The sequence below is a fragment of the Marinobacterium marisflavi genome (assembly GCF_982447095.1).
This window is the reverse complement of the sequence record NZ_OZ457898.1, coordinates 777,820-799,287: the sequence shown is the minus strand read 5'-3', so window position 1 is coordinate 799,287 and position 21,468 is coordinate 777,820. Positions and strand designations below refer to the sequence as shown.

Below are 21,468 nucleotides of genomic sequence, written 5' to 3'. Positions count from 1 at the left end.
ATTATGTACCGCGCTATTGTAGTTCTTTTCTTCGCAGCGATTGTGATCGCTCTCTTCTCGAGCCTTTACTCTCTAATGAAAAGCCCCGCCGGAAATCCTAGTACCGTTAACCGCCTAATGTGGCGAGTCATCTTCAGTATCGCACTACTGGTGATACTGGTAGTAGGCTTCACGACGGGGCAGCTATCTTCTAATGTACCTTGGTAACTAAACCGCTTAGAACACGTATACGAAGATAAACAGACCGATCCACACTACATCTACGAAGTGCCAGTACCAAGCTGTCGCTTCGAAACCGAAGTGATTATCAGCGGTAAAGTGACCTTTCATCAGACGCAGAGTGATGATGATCATCATAATGGTACCCAGCGTTACGTGCGCGCCGTGGAAACCAGTTAGCATGAAGAAAGTTGCACCGTAGATACCTGACTGCAGAGTAAGGCCATAGTGGTTGTATGCTTCGTAGTACTCGTAACCCTGGCAGAACAGGAACACAACGCCTAGAGCGATAGTCACCCACATCCACTTGATAACGTTCTCGCGGGTACCGCCATGTACCAGCGCTTTATGAGCGAAGGTCAGGGTGAAACTCGAGGTTACCAGCAGAACAGTGTTGACCAGCGGGAGCGCCCATGGGCTGATGATACCTTCAGGACCAGAGAATTTATCCCCCGGAGTCTCCATCAGCGGCCACTGAGCTGTGAAACCCTCCCAAAGCATGTTTGACACGCCTTTATCGCCTTCACCGCCAAGCCATGGCACCGCGAACGTGCGCACATAGAAAAGCGTACCGAAGAAGGCCGCGAAGAACATCACTTCTGAGAAGATGAACCAGCTCATACCCCATCGGAAGGAGCGATCCATCTGCGCCGAGTAGAGCCCCTGGTGACTCTCCTCAATGACTTTACCAAACCAGTTATATACCACTGCAATCATTGCTAGTGCACCGACTAACAGTGTTATACCGCCGTACGAACTCTCATTGAGCATCCCGCCAGCGCCGAATGCCATCAAGAAAAGTGCGATAGATGCGAGAATCGGCAAGCGACTCTGCGCTGGAACGTAATATTCCGTAGTTGCACTCATAGGGTTGACCTCTTGTCGTTATTATCGTTTTTCGCCTCAGCCACCTCCTGCTGATCAGTAATATCAAACAGGGTGTATGAGAGCGTAATAGAGTCTAAGTGCTCTGGAATCTCTGGGTCGATAAAGAATACCATGGGCATTTCCGCTGTCGCGCCAGCATCCAGTGGCTGCCTGTCGAAACAGAAACAGTTCACTTTCTGCAAGTACTGAGCAGCTTCAGAAGGCGATACCGAAGGAATCGCCTGCGCTACCATGTTATTTGCCGTCGGATTTGTCGCTATGAATGCAGTCTGTTGCATCTGCCCAGGATTAACCCTGTAGACCTTCTGCATTGGCTCGAACTCCCAAGGCATCTCCTCGTTGAACACAGAGATGAACCGTACTTTGACGGTTCGGTCCTGATTAACGACTAGCGGCTGCTCTGACTCACCTGTCCGCGTGATCTTGCCGTTGAGACCGGTGATCTCACAGAAGACGTTGTAGATAGGCACCATCGCGAAGCCGAAACCGAACATCAGAACCGTTCCGAGCACGAGGCGAGTCACAAGCTTTTTAGTGTCTGCGGCTACGCTCATCTTACTTTGCTCCCTCAATCTGTGGAGGCGTAGTGAAGGTGTGGTAAGGCGCTGGTGAAGGAACACTCCACTCCAGACCTTCTGCACCTTCCCAGCATTTAGCTTCAGCTTTCTTGCCAGTGCGGATGTTCTGGATAACGTTCCAGACGAAAATCAACTGAGACAGACCGAAGATAAATGCACCCACTGAAGCTACCGCGTTGAAATCAGCGAACTGCAGCGCGTAGTCAGGGATACGACGAGGCATACCCGCAAGACCGATAAAGTGCATCGGGAAGAAGGTGATGTTTACACCGATAAAGCTCATCCAGAAGTGGAATTTACCCGCAGCTTCGTTGAGCTGGTGGCCAGTCCACTTAGGCAGCCAGTAGTAAACCGCAGCCATGATCGAGAAGATAGCACCCGGCACCAGTACGTAGTGGAAGTGAGCCACAACGAAGTAGGTGTCATGGTACTGGAAGTCAGCTGGTGCAATCGCCAGCATCAGACCCGATAGACCACCGATGGTGAACAGAATTACGAACGCCAGCGCGAACAGCATTGGAGTCTCGAATGTCATAGAACCGCGCCACATGGTCGCGATCCAGTTAAACACCTTAACGCCTGTTGGTACCGCAATCAGCATGGTTGCGAACATAAAGAACAGTTCGCCAGCCAGCGGCATACCGACTGTAAACATGTGGTGAGCCCACACGATGAACGACAGGAATGCGATAGATGCCGTTGCGTAAACCATTGAGGCGTAACCGAATAGCTGCTTACGAGCAAAGGTCGGGATGATCGCACTCACAATACCGAACGCAGGCAGGATCATGATGTACACCTCAGGGTGACCGAAGAACCAGAACACGTGCTGGAACAGTACAGGGTCACCGCCGCCAGCTGCATCAAAGAAGCTGGTACCGAAGTGGATATCCATCAACATCATGGTTACTACGCCTGCCAGTACTGGCATTACAGCAATCAGCAGGTATGCAGTGATCAACCAGGTCCAAACGAACAGTGGCATCTTCATCAGCGTCATGCCTGGAGCACGCATGTTCAGAATGGTTGCTACGATGTTGATCGCACCCATGATTGAACTGACACCCATCATATGCACAGCAAAGATGAAGAAGGTCACGCTGTCAGGCGCGTAGGTTGTTGAAAGCGGAGCGTAGAAGGTCCAACCGAAGTTCGGTGCACCACCGTCCATGAACAGCGTCAGCAACAACATGCCGAAAGCGAACGGCAGAATCCAGAAGCTCCAGTTGTTCATGCGTGGCAGCGCCATATCAGGCGCACCGATCATCATTGGCACCATCCAGTTAGCCAAGCCTACAAAGGCAGGCATTACTGCACCGAATACCATGATCAGGCCGTGCATGGTTGTCATCTGGTTAAAGAAACCAGGCTCAACAAGCTGCAGACCCGGTTGGAACAGCTCTGCTCGGATGACGAGGGCCATACAGCCACCGATCAGGAACATCGCCAAACTGAACCACAGGTACATCGAACCGATGTCCTTGTGGTTGGTAGTGAATAACCAACGACTCAGTCCCTTAGCCGGACCGTGGTCGTGGTGTTCGTCATGGTGTTCTGCAGTGATATCAGCAGTACTCATTTTTCACCTCCATTCCAGCTAGCCACAGTTGATGGCTTCACGCTGTCGCCCACATTATTACCCCAAGCATTACGCTCGTAGGTTACAACTGCTGCAATCTCCTCAGGAGAGAGCTGATCTTTGAAAGCTTGCATCGCAGTGCCGGTTTTACCGTTCACGACGATGTCGATGTGCGCGCCGATATCGCCCATAACGATGTCGGTGCCAACCAAACCGGGGAACGCACCAGGAATACCCTGGCCGTTTGGCTGGTGACAGGCTGCACAAGCCTTGCCGTAAACTTCTTCACCGACGGTCATCAGACGGTCCATATCCCAAGACATGTCAGCAATCTGATTTGGCGTAACCGCTTCGCCGGTATTATTACCCCAAGCGTTACGCTCGTAGGTGATAACCGCAGCCATCTCGACCGCACTCAGCTGGTCTTTGTAGGCCTGCATCGCAGTGCCTGGCTTGCCGTTAACTACGATATCGATGTGTGCTGCAACGTCGCCAACAGCGATTGGGCTATTCTTGAGTGCAGGGAACGCGCCTGGCAAACCTTCACCATTCGGCTGGTGACAGGCAGCACAAGCTTTCAGGTAAACTTGTTCACCTTCGGTCATCAGCTCGTCGAGAGTCCAAGTTTTGCCAGCAAGGTCAGCTTTAGCTGCGGCTTCTGCCTTAACCGTTGCCACCCAAGAGGCGTAGTCTTCCTTACTTACGGCTTCTACAACAACTGGCATGTACCCGTGGTCTTTACCACAGAGCTCAGTACACTGACCGCGGTAGATCCCTGGCTTTTCAATGATGGTCCACGCTTCGTTGATGAAGCCTGGGATAGCATCCTTCTTGACAGCCAGATCTGGCACCCACCAGCTGTGGATTACATCGTTGGCTGTAAGCAGGAAACGGATTTTGGTGTCAACCGGAACAACTAGGTGGTTATCTACCTCTAGCAGGTAGTTTTCACCTTTCTGTTCTGCATTGTAAATCGCGTCACGAGAGGTCGAGAGATTCGAGAAGAAGCTGATATCTTCGTCGAGGTAATCGTACTTCCACTTCCACTGATAGCCGGTGACCTGAACGTCGATCTCAGCATCGGAGGGATCATACATCTCAATCAGAGTCGCCGCCGAGGGCACTGCCATCGCGACAAGAATCGCAACAGGAATGACGGTCCAGATAACTTCGACAGTGGTGTTCTCGTGAAAGTGTGCCGATTTAGCACCACGAGACTTCCGGTGGTGGAACATTGAGTAGAACATGACACCAAACACCACTACGGCGATGGCGACACAAACCCAAAAAATAGTCATGTGAAGGCTGAAGACTGAGCGACTAATCTCAGTCACACCTGATGGCATGTTCAGACCCCACTCTGCAAAAGCAGCTGATGGCATCGTCAACGCACCAAAAAGGCTGCCTCGCAGGATATTTTTTCTTATTTCCATGCTTGGCCTCTCGTATCAACCGAAGATCATCCGGCAGACGCGTTTCTTTTGTGATTATTGTGTAACCAGCCCGCAGACTTTATTCCATTACTGCGAGCCTGCAATGTCACTTCTGGGCGAGTGCCAATACCCCTTCAACAACCAGCATTACGACCACTACGAATGCCGCTGCAAGTATTACCCCGCTCACTATGAAGTGAATCGGACGACCGTTAGTGAAATCTTCTTCACGCTGTTTTTCAGATTGCACTCCAAGAAAACTTGAGAGCGTACTGCGCATAGCGCTAAAAAATGAGTTCATCTGGTCCTCCCATTGCGGGTGTAATACAAACGTATTCCCAGTAGAAATGCAAGTAGCAATCCGTATAAAAGGGCCTCTGCGTAGCTCGCTCGGATGAGCCAAACGAAATGCAGCAGGACCAAAACAGACGCTGGATAGACCAAACGATGGAGCGACCTCCACTTTCGTCCCAAACGCGCCTGCCAACCACTTGTTGATGTGACCGCGAGCGGTATTAAAAGTAGGAAGGCGAAGAAGCCGGCAATGACATAAGGACGCTCGGTTACCTCGCGCACAATCAGGTCTGCACGCCAACCTAAAATGAAGGTGCCCACCGAGGCCAAGTGAAGCACCGCATAAAAGAAGGCATACAACCCCATCATTCGACGAAAAAGCAGCGGCTTGCGCCAGTTAAAAAGCCTTCGAGCCGGTGTGATGGACAACGTAAGCCACAAGAAGATCAACGCCCAGGTACCCAGCTCATCAACAATCGTCTTGGCAGGGTCTGCTCCAAGCCGGTTGCCGATTACAGCATCGATGAGCAGCAGCAAGGGTAGTAGCGCTGCGAGAAATACAAGCCACCACTGAGCGATCCACCCCCAACGCAGAGACGCGAGCTTCTGAGCGACTAACATAGCGTTAATACCACTTAGTTAGGTCCATATCGCTGTAGAGCCTGGCAACCTCATCGGCATAACCGTTGAACATTTGCGTATCGATGATGCGAGGGTTTAACAAGCTTGCCGGCAGACGTCGCTCAGTCGCCTGACTCCAGCGCGGATGATCAACCTTAGGGTTCACATTGGCGTAGAAACCGTACTCATTGGGAGCTGTCTGATTCCAAGTCGCCTTGGGCATAGTTTCAGTCAACCGAATTGCAACAATCGACTTGATACTCTTAAAGCCGTACTTCCATGGAACTACCAGCCTGAACGGGGCACCATTTTGCGGCGGCAGCGAGTTTCCATAGAGACCAACCGCCATTAACGTCAGCGGATGCATCGCCTCGTCCATCCGCAGCCCTTCGGTGTAGGGCCAGTCCAACGAACTGAAGAATCCATGCTGGCCAGGCATCTGATCCTTATCAACAAGCGTCACGAACTCAACGTATTTGGCTTTCGAGGTGGGGTTAAACTGTTTGAGCAGCGAACCCAGTTCAAATCCGATCCAAGGAATCACCATCGACCAGGCTTCAACGCAGCGGAGCCGATAAACTCTCTCTTCCAGACCCACTTTAGCGATCAGATCTTCGAGGTTATAAACACCGGGGTTTTCAACCTCTCCGCTCACCTCAACCTTCCAAGGGTCCGTATTGAAATCCTGAGCCTTCTCGAACGGATCTGACTTCTTTGTACCAAACTCATAGAAATTGTTGTGAGTGATGACCGCGTCATAAGGCGCCACATCATCTTCGGCGACAATGGTGGTCGGTGCTGCCTTCAGTTTTGGCTGCAGCCAAGTAGGTCCCGGGTAGATAGGGAGCTCAGTCTCACCCGGCGAGAGCAGCGCTGAAGCAGGCATCGCTGCTGCCGCCAGCCCCATACCGGCAAAGGCCTGCATAAATCGACGTCGGTTCAGGTAAACCGACTCAGGAGTGATTTCGCTTGAAGGAATCTTGTTAGGTTTGAGAATAAGCATATGGACCTCGCACTGTTCGTTTACAGTTTAGTCGGTGAACTTACTCTCTCCTTACATATATTTTCGTTTAACGGATTACAGCACTGGATGTTTTGGAGCGCCTACCGGGAGGGTATTTGTCAGATACGCCGTGAACCCGTCCATGGGGGCTTGGTGACAGCATCCCTGCTGTCAACAATCTGACAAACACCCTCCCGGCAGGCAGTCTAGCGCCAGCGCTGGTAACCGGTTAACTCCCAGGGAGTTAGGAGGCTTTTCTTTTCAGCCAAAGGATTGGGCCAGAGATTGTGTAACCCAGCAGGATCAGCCAGAGCCAGAGCTGGGGTTCGGTGGAGATGAAGCCTGCGACTAGAACGACAATGATCATCTTGGGGAATGATATGCGTCCTTTGAGGTTAAACTCTTTGCCGCTGTGATAGAGCACATTACTGACCATCAGCAGCCCGATAATAGCTACATAGACAGCGATTAAACCGGCAACGCCCTCAGGGCTCCAACCCTCTACGTCGGCCCACCAGATCAAACCGGCTACTGTTGCAGCGGCAGCAGGGCTTGGAAGCCCCATGAAGAAGCGCTTATCCATTGAACCAATCTGCGTGTTGAAACGGGCGAGTCGCAGGGCTGCACAGGCACAATAAATGAAAGCCGCGAGCCAACCCCACTTACCCGCCTCATTCAGACTCCAGGTGAAGGCGACTAGCGCAGGTGCAACACCGAACGAAACCATGTCGGAGAGGGAGTCATACTCGGCACCAAACTTACTCTGAGTATTAGTCATGCGCGCAACGCGACCATCAAGGCCATCAAATACCATCGCCACGAAGATCGCGATGGCAGCAGCCTCAAAATGACCATTCATGCCAGCAATAACGGCATAGAATCCAGAGAAGAGCGCGCCGGTAGTGAAAAGGTTGGGAAGTAGGTAAACGCCTCGAGGACGCTTCGCACTCTCGTCATCGTTAGAGTTAGGTCCGTCGACCTGTGGTTTAAGGTCGTCGCTTTGATTCTGATCAGACATGAGGAGTTCCTGTAGAAGATCCCCTATTGTATCGAAAAATCTGCTCAGGCATAAAGTTCACTTGAGGATGTTTTGTGAAAGATGAAAAAGCCCCGACACCCTATCCCCCAAGAAGTGCCGAGGCATGATCGAAAGCGCTACTGCCTAGCTAAGATTTGCCGCTAAGAACTCACTAGTACGTTCCCAAGCCAACGCAGCATCAGCCTCGTCGTAACGCGCACCGCTAGGGTTTGCAAAGGCATGGTCGGCCTCATACCAGTGCAGGGTGTAATCGGTTTTTCCAGCCGCCTTTAGCGAAGACTCAAACCCTGCAACCATCTCTTCGTTGATGTTCTTATCCAACGTGCCAAAGTGACCCAGTACCGGCGAGTTCAAGCTCGCAAGATCATCAGCGCTCTTAGCCACATTCCCGTAGTAGATAACCGTTGCATCAACTGAAGTCGCCAAGGACGCATTGAGTGACCAGCCGCCACCAAAGCACCACCCCAGAGTTGCGACCTTACCATTCGAACGCTCATGATTTTTCAGCCAATCGACCCACGCCACCAGCGTATCAGTGGCACGTTGCGGATTCAGCGCACGCATCAGAGCCATCGCCTCTTTCGGGGTGCCGCCGTACTGGCCATCGTAAAGATCCACCGCCAGAGCTATGTAACCCTGCTCTGCCAGCTCATTCGCAACCGCACGGATTTGATCATTCAGACCCCACCATTCGTGGATCAGTAGCACAGTTGGCGCTTTCTCCGTAGTGGCAGGTAGAGCAATATCAGCTGTTGCCATCGAACCATCGGGCAAGCTGACCTCAACCGTCGGCATCTTATGTCCTGCCTCCGCTGCCAATTTAGGGTCTGCCAACACAACCGCCAGCGGTAGTGCAGCCATACCTTTCAAAAACAGTCGACGCTGCTGATCCGTTGCAGTTGGCAACGGTTTGTCAGAATTCTTGTAACCACATCCGATCTCAGTACACATCGGTAGCTCTCCTCGCCTCAGAGTAGGCTTTGTTATGAACACTCTGGCCAATACGATGTGGTTTTGAGCTCAGATCCTTATTCATCCAGTGATCGCGAAAATTTCTCTTTACTGATAATGACTTATAGAGATTATGTGACTTTTAAGCCCGCGACGCTCTACAACCCTGTATACCCTCCTGAGAGACGCCGTGGATACGTCCCTGTAGGCTTCGTGATCGCATCCATGCGATCAAGACTCTCAGGAGGGTACACAGCGCAGCAGAGCTCAATCCTAAGGCGAGACTAAATTCCGCTACTGACCATCGCTCAAAAAACACAAGAATGGTGCTGAACGAAGGTATGGAGAGAAGCTCTGGGAGTACCTTTCAGGGATCTTGTTTTACATGGATATGGCCATGGATTGCCGGTATGCCGCGCGACGCAGGAGCAAGCGCGCGGCAGTAAAACACGAAGCGATACAGGGAAGTCTCGAGCGGGCCCAGAAAGGGGTATCCGGGTCCGCTCGCCCTGGGACTAGCTCCAATAAGAAGAGGTCATCGACTCTCTGAAGGTTTTAAGAACGCCTTGGTCATCAACCGTCATACACGCATGTTGCGCAGGTCGGTCATTCCAGTGAGAGAGCGGGTAAGGAATTCCATAGCGGCTCATGATGGTTTGGCCAATAGCGCAACCCTCTGTAGCCACACAGACAGGCCCAGAAACGGTTCCAAAAAGTTCGGGTTGAACGACGTAGATCACCGCCGAGACATCATGCCCGTAGCAGCCGTCTATATCCCGCACCTGTGAGTAGAAGTCGATATAGAACTTGGCTGAGTCACGCATAAAGGCACCAACTTTTGGGTTCTGTTCAGCGATCTCTTCAAAGAGCGATCGGGGCACCATGATGGAATGAGTTACATCCAGGCCGACCATGGTTAGTTTCCACGGCGCAGCGAAAACGCGATCTGCCGCGTGTGGATCGGAGAGGATATTAGCTTCTGCAACGGGAGAAACATTGCCGTCGGTGGCGATCACACCACCCATGATGACCACCTGCTTCACTTTATTTGGCAGGTCAGGGTCGAGATGCAGAGCGGTAGCCAAGTTGCCTAGCGGGCCGATGGCCACCAGCGAGATTTCGCCCGGATGTCTATTCACCTGTTCGACAATAAATTCAGCGGCACTTTGAGAAACTGGCGTGCGCTGGGGAGCGTCCAGATTCAGATTACCGAAACCGTCAACGCCATGAACAAAATCGGGAAAGGGAGCTAGGGGCTTAAACCAAGGTGTCGCAACGCCTTTAGCAACGGGTATATCGAGGCCAGCCATCTCAACGAGTTTTAGCGCATTGGTCGTCGCTTGCTCAACCGAGACGTTACCGTAGGTGGTCGTTAGGCCCAATAGGTCAATCTGTGGGTGCGCCATGGCGGTGAATATCGCCATCGCATCGTCGATACCAGGATCCGTATCGATAATCATCTTGTGCATCTGATCGCTCATTATTCGTCCAGGCTTATAGTGTCTAGGCTCGATCTTTTGAGTAGGGTACGCCGATCGCTTTAGGTGCGATTGCACGACCAATGAAGCCGGCCAACAGGATCACCGTCAGTACATACGGCAGTGCCTGCATAAACTGCACTTCAATTTGACCCACTAGAGGTAGATCAACGCCCTGTAGGCGGGTTGCTAGCGCTTCTAGGAAGCCGAATAGCAAGCAAGCAAACATAGCAGTCACTGGGCGCCACTTGCCGAATATCAGTGCCGCCAAGGCGATATATCCCTTACCGGCTGACATATCCCGCACAAAACCCGCTCCTAACGCAATCGAGAGATAGGCGCCTGCCAAACCACAGAACAGGCCCGCCATAATCACGGCACGATAGCGCAACCAGGCCACAGAGATACCCGCGGTGTCGACCGCTTGTGGATTCTCACCCACGGCACGTAAACGCAGTCCGAAACGGGTCCGATAGACGATAAAGTAGGTAAGCGGCACAGCCAAGAAAGCCAAATAAACCAGTAGATTATGGCCGCTAATCAGATCCGAGTAGATCGGCCCGACTAACGGCACATCCGAGAGTGCTTCAGCAAAAGGAAACTCGATCGGCCCGAAACGCTGATCGCCCGACAAGGACGGGGTTTGGCCGCCGCGTTTAAACCAGGCGATACCCAAGACCACAGACAAGCCCGCTGCCAGTATGTTGATCGCCAAGCCCGATACGACCTGATCACCACGATGGGTAATACAGGCAAAACCATGCAGCAGCGCCATCGCGATAGAGACCGCCATCGCTGTTAGCAACCCGAGCCATACTGAACCAGTGACGGCCGTGGTAGCCGCAGCAGCGAATGCGCCAGCCAGCATCTTCCCCTCTAGACCGATATCTACTATGCCCGAGCGCTCTGAGAACAGGCCCGCCATTGCACAGAGAATGAGTGGCGTTGCCAAGCGCAGGGTCGAATCTAGCGCGGAGATCAGCTGAACCCAGATATCCATCAGCGCGACTCCTCTGGCTTAGCAGCGCGCCCACTCAACAGCCCAAATAGACGCTCCAAAGGAGCGCGCATCATATAGGCAAGCGCACCACAGAATAGAATAACTAGACCTTGGATAACCACAACGAGGTCACGGGTGATCGTAGAGAACTCAAAAGCGAGTTCAGCACCGCCCTGGAAGAGCGCGCCAAAGAGCAGACTAGCCAGAATAATACCGACCGGATGGTTGCGACCCATCAGCGCTACTGCGATACCGGTGAAACCTGAACCGGCCACAAAGTCGAGAACGATGCGCCCCTGAGCACCCATCACTTCATTGATGGCTACTAGCCCCGCAAGCGATCCGGAAATCGCCATGGCAACTACGACCATTTTCTTCGGATTGATGCCCGAGTAGACAGCCGCCGACTCATTATGGCCAATCATGCGAATCGCATAGCCCCAGCGTGTTCGCCAAATTAGCACCCAGACAAGGAAGGACGCGATCAGAGCAACAAAGATCGATAGATTCAGTGGAGTCTGGGTGATTTTGATGCCGAACTGGGCGAATAGCTCGTGCATCAACGGAAGACTGGCACTGTCAGCTATATCACGCGTCTCTGGAGCCATCTGACCCGGTTTAATTAGCACATTAACCAGCAAATAAACCATCAAAGCCGAGGCGATGAAGTTAAACATGATGGTTGTAATGACCACGTGGCTACCGCGATAGGCTTGCAGATACCCGGGAATAAACGCCCAGGCTGCACCAAACAGCATCCCAGCTCCGATCGCCAACGGCAACAGCATCCACCAGGGCATCAGATGATCTAGGGCCAAACAGACCAGCCCCACGCCCAAGCCACCGATATAAGCCTGCCCTTCCCCACCGATATTGAACAGCCCCGCGTGGAAAGCCACCGCAACGGCCAAACCAGTAAATATGAAGTTGGTGGTGTAATAGAGGGTATAGCCGACCCCCTCGTCATATCCGAAGGCTCCACGCACTAATACCTCAACCGCAGCTAGCGGATTCTCACCAATCAGGGCAACAACCACACCCGCGGCTAAAAATGCCAGAGTGACGTTGATCAGCGGAATCAGGGCAACATCTGCCCAAACGGGTAACTTAGCTCGTTTACTCACTGCAACGGCTCCTGTTGTTCCTGCTGTTCTCCACCGCGTGAAATCGACATCATCAGACCCAAGGACCGGGCATCTGTCTCGGATGCTAGAACATCACCAACTATTCGGCCTTCAGACATAACCAGTATGCGGTCGCAGAGCGAGAGAATCTCCTCCAGCTCGACCGATACAACTAGGACCGCACTTCCCGCATCCCTAAGGGCAACAATCTGCTGATGGATAAACTCTATTGCACCGATATCGACACCACGAGTGGGCTGGCCAACCAGAAGAATCTTTGGCTTAGGTGCCATCTCACGCGCAATCACCAGCTTCTGCTGGTTACCGCCAGAGAAACCGCCGCTTTTGAGAGTGGGTGCCGCCGGGCGCACGTCAAACTCATTCATCAGATCAACGCAGTGCTGGTTGATCGCCGCTCGATCTAGCAAGCCAGAGCGATTAAATTCGGGCTCATCCTGGAAGCCCATAATGGCGGTCTCTTGCGCTTCAAAAGCGCCGACCATTCCGTCGCGGTGACGGTCCTCTGCCACATGCCCAACACCAAGATGACGCACCTGCTTGGGTGTCATTTGCTGCTTCGCGTCCATGGTGGTGCCATCGATCTCTACACTGCCCCGCTGCACATCCAGCATACCGGACAGTACTCTGAGTAGTTCTGTCTGACCGTTACCAGAGACTCCAGCAATACCAACAATCTCTCCGGCTCGCACTTCAAAACTGACGTCATCAAGACGCGGCACACCGGAATCATCAACCCAAGTCAGATGCTGAGTTGCGAGCAACACCTTCTCGGGTTTCGCACTCTCTTTATCGACTCGAAGAAGAACTTTACGTCCAACCATCAACTCAGCAAGCTCTTCACGGTTTGTAGACGCAGTATTCAGCGTATCGACCATTCGCCCACCACGCATCACCGAGACGCGATCGCTAATCGCGATCACCTCCTGCAGCTTGTGTGTGATCAGCAATACACTGACGCCTTGCTGTTTTAGAGTGCGTAGGATAGCGAAAAGCTGATCTACCTCCTGGGGTGTCAGCACTCCTGTAGGTTCATCGAGAATCAGTATACGTGCGCCACGATAGAGCGCTTTGAGAATCTCGACGCGCTGCTGCAAACCAACGGGCAGCTCAGAAATCAACGCATCCAGATCAACCGATAGGCCATAGGTATCTGAAATCTCTTGCAGACGCCTGCGCGCACTGCCTAGTGATACACTCAGCGACCAATGCCCCTCAGCACCCAGTACGATGTTCTCTAGAACAGTAAAGTTCTCCACTAGCATAAAGTGCTGGTGCACCATACCAATTCCGAGCTGAATCGCCTTTTTCGAATCGCTGATCTCGACCTCAGAGTCGGCCACAAAGATACGGCCGGAGTCGGCCGAATAGAAACCGTAAAGGATAGACATTAGCGTGGATTTACCGGCGCCATTCTCCCCAACGATCGCATGAATTTCGCCTGCCTCAACCGCTAAACTAACATCCGCATTGGCATGCACAGCGCCAAAGCTTTTGTTTATTTTCTCGAGACGAATTGCATGAGAAACAGGGCCCTGCTGGCCCTGTTGTTGTACGTCTGTCACTCGCGACCTCTTAGTCGAGTGCTGGACAGGTGTTATCTGACATGTAGTCGTGAACTTTCAGCTCACCACTAATAATGGCCTGTTTAGCCGCTTCAACCGCTGCTTTCATCTCATCGGTGATCAGCGCAGCATTGTGCTCATCCAGCGCCCAGTCTACACCGCCTTCCGCTAGACCCAGTGACTGGAAGCCGCCCTGCCAAGTGCCATCCTGCATCGCCTTAAGTGAGTTGTACGCCGCAACGTCAACGCGCTTAACCATGGAGGTGAGCATTGTGCCCGGATGCATGTAGTTCTGGTTAGAGTCGACACCGATTGCGTACTTACCCGCATCAGCCGCTGCCTGGTAAACACCGACGCCGGTACCGCCCGCAGCTGCGAATACAACATCAGAGCCACGGTCAAACTGACTCACCGCCAGCTCTGTACCCTTAGCTGGATCGTTCCACGCGCTTGGCGTAGTACCAGTCATGTTACTGATAACAGTCGCGTTAGGATTAGCGTACTTCGCTCCCTGAGCGTAACCACAGGCAAACTTACGAATCAGCGGAATATCCATACCACCAACGAAGCTGACTGTGCCGGTCTCTGACTTCATTGCTGCCAGCAGGCCTACAAGGAAAGAGCCCTGCTCTTCCTTGAATACAACCGACTGAACGTTTGGCTTATCCACCACCATATCAATCAGCGTAATATTTACGTCTGGGTTCTCACCCGCAACTACGTCTACCGCTGCTGCCTGCGCGAAGCCGACACTAATAATCGGGTTAGCACCACGCTGCGCGAATCGACGAATCGCCTGCTCGCGCTGGGACGCATTGGTCACCTCAAATTCACGGTAGTTAACACCGCTCTCGCCTTTAAATCGCTCCATGCCGTCGTATACAGACTGGTTGAACGACTTATCAAACTTGCCGCCCATATCGAACACAACCGCTGGATTCAGATCCGCGGCCTGCGCACCCGAGGCCAGTACAACAGAGAGAGCTAGGGTTTTCAGCACTGCTTTTTTCATGAGGTTCCCCTTTCTTAATGAAGGATTTACGTAGTTATTGTCCAGGTCAGTTACACCAACTAGTTGTCCAACCTTATCCCCAAAGAACCGGCAAAACAAGAGTATAGATTCCCGTCCAACGATTGCCCGATCGCACCCTGCATTACCTTCTCAGACCCGCTCGAGTACTGCTGCGCGCTTGCTCCTGCGTCGCGCAGCATACCGTTCGTCCCTGAACATATCCCTGTAACGCTTCACTCTAATGTGAAATGAGATTCTAAGAAGGTAACGCAGGGCACGCTCGAGCTAACCCAAGCCTGAACTACGCGGTGATAGGAGGGCTATTTTCTTAGGTAAAGCGGGCCCTGTGTACCCTCCCCAGACTCTCATTTGCCATGGATGGCAAATGCGAAGCGTTACACGGATGTACTCGAGCGGGTCTGGGGAGGGTATACAGGGTTCGCTTCTGCCATAAATTTAGGGTAATAGGCCCACGGGTTAAGCCAGTGCAAGGCCAGAATCGCGCAATAAATTACGTTCCTACATTGGATTTGGACATCAAAAAAGGAGGCCGAGGCCTCCTTTCGATGCTGAGAACGGTTCCAGCTTAAACGCTAAGAACCTTCTCACCGCGCGCGATACCCGAAACACCCGAGCGCACAACTTCCATAATAGAAGCTGTACCCAGTGCCGCGATGAACGCATCGAGTTTCGATGAATCACCGATCAGCTGAACAGTGTAGGCGTTTGGTGTTACGTCGATGATCTGACCGCGGAAGATGTCACAGGTGCGTTTGATCTCTGCGCGCATCTGGCCGTTGGCCTTGAGCTTGATCATCATCAGCTCGCGCTCAATGTGATCACCCTCAGACAGATCGACCACCTTAACCACGTCTACCAGCTTGTTCAGCTGCTTAGTGATCTGTTCGACCACGCGGTCGTTACCGATAGTGGTTACAGTCAGACGTGACAGCGTTGGGTCTTCAGTTGGTGCAACCGTCAGCGACTCGATGTTGTACTGACGCTGTGAAAACAGCCCAACAACACGTGACAGAGCACCCGGTTCGTTCTCAAGCAGAACAGAAATTATATGACGCATTGCTTAAGTCCTCTCCGTTTTGCTGAGCCACATGTCACGCATAGAGCCGCGCGGTACCTGCATTGGGTAAACGTGCTCGAATGGATCTACATAGATATCCATAAAGACCAGACGATCTTTCAAAGAGAAGGCTTCGCGCATAGCGCCTTCCAAGTCAGAGAGTTTCTCAACCTTCATACCGACATGACCGTAGGCCTCGGCTAGTTTGATGAAGTCTGGCAGCGCTTTAACGTAGGACTGCGAGTGACGTGACTCGTAGTTCATATCCTGCCACTGACGCACCATACCCAAAGACTGGTTATTTAGGTTGATAACCTTCACAGGAATCTCATACTGCTTACAAGTCGAAAGCTCTTGGATGTTCATCTGGATAGAGCCTTCACCGGTAACACAGGCCACGTCTGCATCAGGGAAGTTCATTTTAACCCCCATCGCTGCAGGTAGACCGAAGCCCATGGTGCCAAGGCCACCTGAGTTGATCCAACGGTTTGGCTTGTTAAACTTGTAGTACTGCGCAGCATACATTTGGTGCTGGCCTACGTCCGAACAGACAAAAGCGTCGCCGTTAGTTACTTTCGACAACGTTTCGATCACCTGCTGTGGCTTCATCATCTCACTGTCATCGGTACGGTAGCGACCGCCATGGCGTCCGCGCCACTCGTCGATCTGCGTCCACCACGAAGCAATTGCTTCAGCATCAGGCTTAATACCCGCCGCTGCGACCAGCTCACTCATCTCCTCCAGTACAGCACCTGCTGGGCCAACGATCGGTACGTCGACTTCAACGGTCTTCGAGATAGACGCTGGATCGATATCGATATGCACGATGCGTGCTGTCGGACAGAACTTATCCGTTGCGTTAGTTACACGGTCATCAAAACGTGCGCCCACAGCCAGAATCAGATCCGCGTGGTGCATCGCCATATTGGCTTCGTAGCTGCCGTGCATACCCAGCATGCCAAGTGACTGACGGTCAGTACCGGGGTAGCCACCGAGGCCCATTAGGGTGTTAGTCACTGGGTAGTTCAGTGTCTGCGCCAGCTTGATCAACTGCTCGCTTGCACCACCCATGATAACACCGCCACCGGTGTAGATCACAGGGCGCTTAGCAGCCAACAGCATATCCACTGCTTTCTTAATCTGACCGCTGTGACCGCGGCTGATTGGGTTGTACGAGCGCATCTTCACAGACGCTGGGAACTCGTACGGGTAGCGCTCGGTTGGAGTTGTCATATCCTTGGGAATATCAACAACGACTGGGCCTGGACGACCAGACTCTGCAATGTAGAACGCTTTTTTGATGATCGCCGGGATATCTTCTGGACGCTGAACACTGAAGTTGTGTTTAACTATCGGACGGGAGATACCGAGCATATCGGTTTCCTGGAATGCATCTTCACCAATGAGGTAGCTCATTACCTGACCGGTAATAACAACCATTGGGATTGAATCCATGTAGGCAGTTGCGATGCCTGTCACTGCGTTGGTCGCACCCGGACCTGAGGTGACGAGCGCCACGCCGGCCTTGTTGGTCGCGCGCGCATAAGCATCAGCCATGTGTGTAGCAGCCTGCTCATGGCGCACCAAAACGTGCTGGACCTCTTCCTGTTGAAAAATTGCGTCGTATACATGCAGCAACGCACCACCAGGATAGCCATAGATGTACTTCACGCCCTGATCTCGGAGCGCGCGTACCACCATTTCTGCGCCGGAAAGTAATTCCACTTTGTTACCCTCTAGAATGTGCCATTGATGGCACTCATTCGATGTTTAGTCAGTTTTAACTTCCGAAGATCACACAATAGACCTTCTGAAAAAGTGAGCAGTTGCTCCGCCGGGGGTTAGCCCCGAGCACGCGCTTCAAGCTTCTATTGCTGGCGCATTTTTTGTGAGCAAAAACTACTCTGTCCACCTACGGGAGGGTCGCTCCGTCGGGTGGCTCTAGACCTAAGCCGGGTATTGCTTCTAACAGCCTTGTTTGGCCCATGATTGCGGGGTTGGATGCAACCTGGGGTTTAGCCGGGTATTTTCGCATCGGTGTGCAGCGAGTTCAACCCGGAAAACGCCCTAATTACGCGAGTTTCAGCTGGAAAAACCCCATAAAAAACAGACTTTATAAGAAAATGCTGATTTACCAGCGGTTGATCTCAAGTTTGGCCCATCCACTATTATTGGTTAGGCATTGGCGAGAGAGCGCACCTCTGGTTATATTAAGAGATGTGCATAAGGAGCTAAGTGATGCAGAACGTTTCCGATCTGAAGAACAAAGAACGTGTTATTGAAGAGCTGCTGCGATTCACTCGCAAAGTACTAGCAGAGCCGCAAATATGCGAGCAGGCCAAAGAGATTGCCCGTAAACATATGGATGCGAAGCACGCTAATCAGCTTATCGCGGACGAGCTTTCAGGGAGCACTAGCGTACGTATACCGCTTGAGCATAGCGAAGCCGACACCCTCTTTTTGGAACTATTGAAAGATGTTGTTCGCGACGAGACTGCGCTCTACTGAGTCTTTTGGCAATTAGGCCGGTTCTCTCAGCCAGCTCAGCGTAGCCTTCCCGTCCTCGACTGCCAAACTTTCAAGCAAGCTAGGTACTAGCTCAGCTAGTTGCTGGTCGAGCTGCCAGGGTGGGTTAAGCAGTAGCATGCCGGAAGCGAACATACCCCGTTCGACAGGTGCAGCGACGTGCATCTCAGAACGAAGTATTGCTACATCCGGGCAGTGTTTGACGACCGCTGCGACCATCTCCTCATGACGATTTGCGCCGAGCACCGGATACCATATAGCGAAACTTCCATTACCCCATGCACGCAATGCTTTGGGCATGAAACCAGCTACCTGAAGATACTCGGTTTTCACCTCGTAAGCCGGATCGATCAACACCAGACCGCGGTTAGGCTTAGGCGGAAGCATACTAAGAACCCCCTCGTAGCCATCACGATGATGCACGCCAACCTGCGCATACTGGCGTAAGTTACGTTTGAGCACCTGCACCTCTTGCGGGTGCAATTCCATCAGATGGATTCTGTCATCGTCTCGCGCCATCTCAGCCGCGATCAGCGGCGAACCAGGATAAGTGTGCAGTTCGCTGTCATTCAATGACCGAACCAGATCCAGGTAGCGCCCCAAGGCGTTATCGATATTTAATTGCCAGAGTTTGGCAATACCCTCCAAGTACTCGCCAGTCTTCTCCGCCTGCGCATCACGCAGATCATAACGCCCTCTACCTGAGTGGGTCTCGAGGTAGCTCCACGGCTTGGTCTTGCGATTGAGCGACTCTAGCAACAGCGCCAGAGTCAGGTGTTTATGAAGGTCGGCAAAATTACCGGCGTGAAAACCGTGTTGATAACTGAGCACTAAATCGCTTCCGGGATGCTTAAATGACTGAACCGTTGTGCCAGAAGCGCAGCAATGCGCTCGAGGCGTTGACGATCCGAATCATAAAGCACCGTGTCGCCAGACTCAAAGTAGATGCCTAAACGCCCGGGCATACCTGAGTAAGGTTGGAACAGTGATGTTCGAGTATTGCCTGAGCACTCGAATTTTCCAGGCTGTACTTTGGAGTGAACCAGCTGCGTGCCACTCCACTTCGGCGCTCGGTCCGCCCCTTCAACCATACAGATCTTTACGTCCTTCAGCACGAGGGCGTAATTCCTCTTCTGACCATCAAACAGCTCGAACAGATTCACAGTAGGTGAATATCCGGTTGAGACACTCACAAAGCCCCAACTGTTAGCCGATTTATACAGTTGAAGCAGCTGTTTACCGTCACTCGAGAGAGCCGAATCCCCAGCCTGATACCTCGTCAGCATTAGAGGATTGGACATTTTGTAGGATGGAGCGGTTAGATAGTGATCGAGCAACAGGGCCGCCAAATCGGAGCCCGAATCCGAAGTCGCAGAGAATACCCGAGAGAGCGGCAGCGGCGTGACACTCGGCTCCAGCTTAGCCGAAGTTTTAGGTGGCGGAGCGCTACAACCTGCCAACAGCATAGAGATGAACAAACTGCCGATGAAACTTCGCTTCACAACTCTCTCCACCACTGGCCCCCAAAACTTCTGTAATTGTTGTCGTTCATACTCATTGAATAGCACACAATGCTATACTCCGCGCCAGCAAAAATTAGGTTTGGAGTTATGCACATGAGCGATAGATTAACGATTACCCGCCCCGACGACTGGCACCTGCACCTGCGCGATGGTGAGGTTTTACAGCATGTCGTACCGGCAACAGCTAATCAGATGGGTCGTGCAATCGTTATGCCAAACCTCCGCCCACCGGTAACTAACGCTGAGCAGGCTCTGGCCTACCGCGAGCGCATCCTGGCGCACCGTCCCGCCGGCTCTAACTTTGAGCCACTAATGACGTTATACCTCACCGACAACACCTCACCCGAGATCATTGCCGAAGCAGCGGCAACCGGTGTCGTGAAAGCGGTAAAACTTTACCCTGCAGGGGCAACCACTAACTCCGACTCGGGTGTTACTGACCTCGGCAAACTTGATGCGGTTTGCGATGCGTTGAATGAAGCGGGTATGCCGCTACTGATTCACGGTGAAGTGACTCACAACCATGTTGATATTTTTGACCGTGAGAAGCAGTTCTTGGACGAGATTCTTGCGCCTTTGGCTGCAAAGCACTCAAGCATGAAGATGGTGGTTGAACATATCACCACCAAAGATGCGGCTGAGTTTGTGGCATCTCAGGGTGATAATGTCGGCGCGACAATTACAGTGCAGCACCTCGCCTATAACCGCAACCACATGCTAGTCGGCGGCATTCGCCCACACCTCTTTTGCCTGCCAATCCTAAAGCGCAACGTCCACCAACAGGCACTGCAGGATGCAGTGGTGAGTGGAAGCTCGAAGTTCTTCCTCGGTACCGATTCGGCTCCTCATGCCAAAGGTGCCAAGGAGAGTGCGTGCGGTTGTGCCGGTTGTTACTCAGCTTATGCGGCGATTGAGCTCTACGCAGAGATCTTTGAGGACCTAGGTGTGCTCGACAAACTTGAAGGTTTCGCCAGCCATCATGGTGCAGACTTCTATGGTCTGCCACGTAACAGCGAAACGATCACGCTGGCTAAACAAGAGTGGCAAGTGCCAGATGAAATGCCATTTGGTAGCGATATTATTGTGCCGATTCGGGCGGGTGAAACCCTGCGTTGGAAGCTCGTTAATTAGAACCTACCTGCTAGAGCCTAATAACTATCTCTCATAACGCGGACAAGAACCTAAAGGTATCAGCACTCTTCGATCACGCGCCGATAGAGCGCGTCGGGTGCAAGGTCGGCGTTGTTGGGCCAACAGACTGCTCCGAACTGGTCTACCGATACAAGGTTGAAGAATTCGGGATCTTTTAGGGGTTCGAACATGGGACCAAAGAGTCTGTCAGACAGGCAAACCTCACCTTGTGTACCGTCGTCAAAGGTTAACGCTCGTTTTGGTAGTTCACCCTAAAGAACCTCGAGTATGTCGATTCGGATTATTGCTTCGAAATCTCCGTAGTAGGCATGAAAATGTGCGGGGTTATGGTCGTGGTAGTACATCCGTATCAGGATGCCGAAAAACTCACTGATCGTCGGCATCGAA

The 21,468-nt window shown here is 52.4% G+C and carries 22 protein-coding genes and 1 pseudogene; 3 read left to right on the top strand and 20 right to left on the bottom strand.

Annotated features, from left to right (window positions below):
* The first annotated feature begins 3 nt into the window (after positions 1 to 3).
* Positions 4 to 207, top strand: coding sequence for a DUF2909 domain-containing protein (locus AC1WNR_RS03870; RefSeq protein ID WP_481643226.1), 204 nt, complete (start codon positions 4 to 6; stop codon positions 205 to 207).
* Positions 208 to 216: 9 nt separating this feature from the next.
* Here the strand turns inward: AC1WNR_RS03870 and AC1WNR_RS03865 are convergent, their stop codons facing one another.
* The 16 genes from AC1WNR_RS03865 to AC1WNR_RS03790 form a co-directional block, all read right to left on the bottom strand.
* On the bottom strand, positions 217 to 1,086 hold the full coding sequence (locus AC1WNR_RS03865; RefSeq protein WP_481643225.1) for a cytochrome c oxidase subunit 3: 870 nt from the start codon (positions 1,084 to 1,086) through the stop codon (positions 217 to 219).
* Positions 1,083 to 1,661 (bottom strand): cytochrome c oxidase assembly protein, encoded by a 579-nt coding sequence (locus tag AC1WNR_RS03860; RefSeq protein ID WP_481643224.1) that lies wholly within the window; start codon positions 1,659 to 1,661, stop codon positions 1,083 to 1,085. The genes AC1WNR_RS03865 and AC1WNR_RS03860 overlap by 4 nt, the downstream gene beginning before the upstream one ends.
* A 1-nt stretch (position 1,662) precedes the next feature.
* A complete protein-coding gene (ctaD, locus tag AC1WNR_RS03855) occupies positions 1,663 to 3,264 on the bottom strand; it encodes a cytochrome c oxidase subunit I (protein WP_481643223.1) in 1,602 nt (533 codons plus the stop codon).
* Entirely contained in the window at positions 3,261 to 4,697 is a 1,437-nt protein-coding gene (gene coxB / locus AC1WNR_RS03850) for a cytochrome c oxidase subunit II (protein ID WP_481643222.1), read from the bottom strand. Before coxB ends, ctaD begins: the two co-directional genes overlap by 4 nt.
* A gap of 106 nt (positions 4,698 to 4,803) precedes the next feature.
* Positions 4,804 to 4,998 (bottom strand): DUF2970 domain-containing protein, encoded by a 195-nt coding sequence (locus AC1WNR_RS03845; protein WP_481643221.1) that lies wholly within the window; start codon positions 4,996 to 4,998, stop codon positions 4,804 to 4,806.
* On the bottom strand, positions 4,995 to 5,612 hold the full coding sequence (locus AC1WNR_RS03840) for a protein-methionine-sulfoxide reductase heme-binding subunit MsrQ (RefSeq protein ID WP_481643220.1): 618 nt from the start codon (positions 5,610 to 5,612) through the stop codon (positions 4,995 to 4,997). The genes AC1WNR_RS03845 and AC1WNR_RS03840 overlap by 4 nt, the downstream gene beginning before the upstream one ends.
* Before the next feature lie 4 nt (positions 5,613 to 5,616).
* On the bottom strand, positions 5,617 to 6,615 hold the full coding sequence (gene msrP / locus AC1WNR_RS03835; protein ID WP_481643219.1) for a protein-methionine-sulfoxide reductase catalytic subunit MsrP: 999 nt from the start codon (positions 6,613 to 6,615) through the stop codon (positions 5,617 to 5,619).
* A 244-nt stretch (positions 6,616 to 6,859) separates the two neighbouring features.
* Positions 6,860 to 7,633 (bottom strand): CDP-diacylglycerol--serine O-phosphatidyltransferase, encoded by a 774-nt coding sequence (gene pssA / locus AC1WNR_RS03830; protein ID WP_481643218.1) that lies wholly within the window; start codon positions 7,631 to 7,633, stop codon positions 6,860 to 6,862.
* A 144-nt stretch (positions 7,634 to 7,777) separates the two neighbouring features.
* Entirely contained in the window at positions 7,778 to 8,605 is an 828-nt protein-coding gene (locus AC1WNR_RS03825) for a dienelactone hydrolase family protein (protein WP_481643217.1), read from the bottom strand.
* 515 nt (positions 8,606 to 9,120) lie between these two features.
* Positions 9,121 to 10,086, bottom strand: coding sequence for a nucleoside hydrolase (locus tag AC1WNR_RS03820; RefSeq protein ID WP_481643216.1), 966 nt, complete (start codon positions 10,084 to 10,086; stop codon positions 9,121 to 9,123).
* Positions 10,087 to 10,108: 22 nt separating this feature from the next.
* Positions 10,109 to 11,083, bottom strand: coding sequence for an ABC transporter permease (locus tag AC1WNR_RS03815; RefSeq protein WP_481643215.1), 975 nt, complete (start codon positions 11,081 to 11,083; stop codon positions 10,109 to 10,111).
* The gene (locus AC1WNR_RS03810) at positions 11,083 to 12,207 is read right to left on the bottom strand and encodes an ABC transporter permease (RefSeq protein ID WP_481643214.1); all 1,125 of its coding nucleotides are present in this window, start codon (positions 12,205 to 12,207) and stop codon (positions 11,083 to 11,085) included. The genes AC1WNR_RS03815 and AC1WNR_RS03810 overlap by 1 nt, the downstream gene beginning before the upstream one ends.
* On the bottom strand, positions 12,204 to 13,790 hold the full coding sequence (locus tag AC1WNR_RS03805; RefSeq protein WP_481643213.1) for an ABC transporter ATP-binding protein: 1,587 nt from the start codon (positions 13,788 to 13,790) through the stop codon (positions 12,204 to 12,206). Before AC1WNR_RS03805 ends, AC1WNR_RS03810 begins: the two co-directional genes overlap by 4 nt.
* 10 nt (positions 13,791 to 13,800) lie before the next feature.
* Positions 13,801 to 14,802 carry a BMP family lipoprotein gene (locus AC1WNR_RS03800; RefSeq protein ID WP_481643212.1) on the bottom strand — a complete coding sequence of 334 codons (1,002 nt, stop codon included), beginning with the start codon at positions 14,800 to 14,802 and terminating at the stop codon, positions 13,801 to 13,803.
* 586 nt (positions 14,803 to 15,388) lie between these two features.
* Positions 15,389 to 15,880, bottom strand: coding sequence for an acetolactate synthase small subunit (gene ilvN / locus AC1WNR_RS03795; protein ID WP_481643211.1), 492 nt, complete (start codon positions 15,878 to 15,880; stop codon positions 15,389 to 15,391).
* 3 nt (positions 15,881 to 15,883) lie between these two features.
* Positions 15,884 to 17,605 carry an acetolactate synthase 3 large subunit gene (locus AC1WNR_RS03790; RefSeq protein WP_481643210.1) on the bottom strand — a complete coding sequence of 574 codons (1,722 nt, stop codon included), beginning with the start codon at positions 17,603 to 17,605 and terminating at the stop codon, positions 15,884 to 15,886.
* 513 nt (positions 17,606 to 18,118) lie between these two features.
* On the opposite strand from AC1WNR_RS03790, the gene AC1WNR_RS03785 reads away from it, so the two are divergent.
* Entirely contained in the window at positions 18,119 to 18,388 is a 270-nt protein-coding gene (locus tag AC1WNR_RS03785) for a hypothetical protein (protein ID WP_481643209.1), read from the top strand.
* A gap of 12 nt (positions 18,389 to 18,400) precedes the next feature.
* Here the strand turns inward: AC1WNR_RS03785 and AC1WNR_RS03780 are convergent, their stop codons facing one another.
* Together AC1WNR_RS03780 and AC1WNR_RS03775 are read right to left on the bottom strand one after the other, a co-directional pair.
* Positions 18,401 to 19,237 (bottom strand): 23S rRNA (adenine(2030)-N(6))-methyltransferase RlmJ, encoded by an 837-nt coding sequence (locus AC1WNR_RS03780; RefSeq protein ID WP_481643208.1) that lies wholly within the window; start codon positions 19,235 to 19,237, stop codon positions 18,401 to 18,403.
* Positions 19,237 to 19,908, bottom strand: coding sequence for a hypothetical protein (locus AC1WNR_RS03775; RefSeq protein ID WP_481643207.1), 672 nt, complete (start codon positions 19,906 to 19,908; stop codon positions 19,237 to 19,239). The genes AC1WNR_RS03780 and AC1WNR_RS03775 overlap by 1 nt, the downstream gene beginning before the upstream one ends.
* Before the next feature lie 114 nt (positions 19,909 to 20,022).
* Here AC1WNR_RS03775 and pyrC point away from each other — a divergent pair, with 114 nt between their 5' ends.
* The gene (gene pyrC, locus AC1WNR_RS03770; protein ID WP_481643206.1) at positions 20,023 to 21,060 is read left to right on the top strand and encodes a dihydroorotase; all 1,038 of its coding nucleotides are present in this window, start codon (positions 20,023 to 20,025) and stop codon (positions 21,058 to 21,060) included.
* 59 nt (positions 21,061 to 21,119) lie between these two features.
* Here pyrC and AC1WNR_RS03765 read toward each other — a convergent pair.
* Positions 21,120 to 21,299 (bottom strand): annotated as a pseudogene (locus AC1WNR_RS03765) (DUF2442 domain-containing protein); the annotation flags it as partial.
* A gap of 33 nt (positions 21,300 to 21,332) precedes the next feature.
* Entirely contained in the window at positions 21,333 to 21,464 is a 132-nt protein-coding gene (locus tag AC1WNR_RS03760) for a DUF4160 domain-containing protein (protein ID WP_481643205.1), read from the bottom strand.
* Positions 21,465 to 21,468 lie beyond the last annotated feature (4 nt).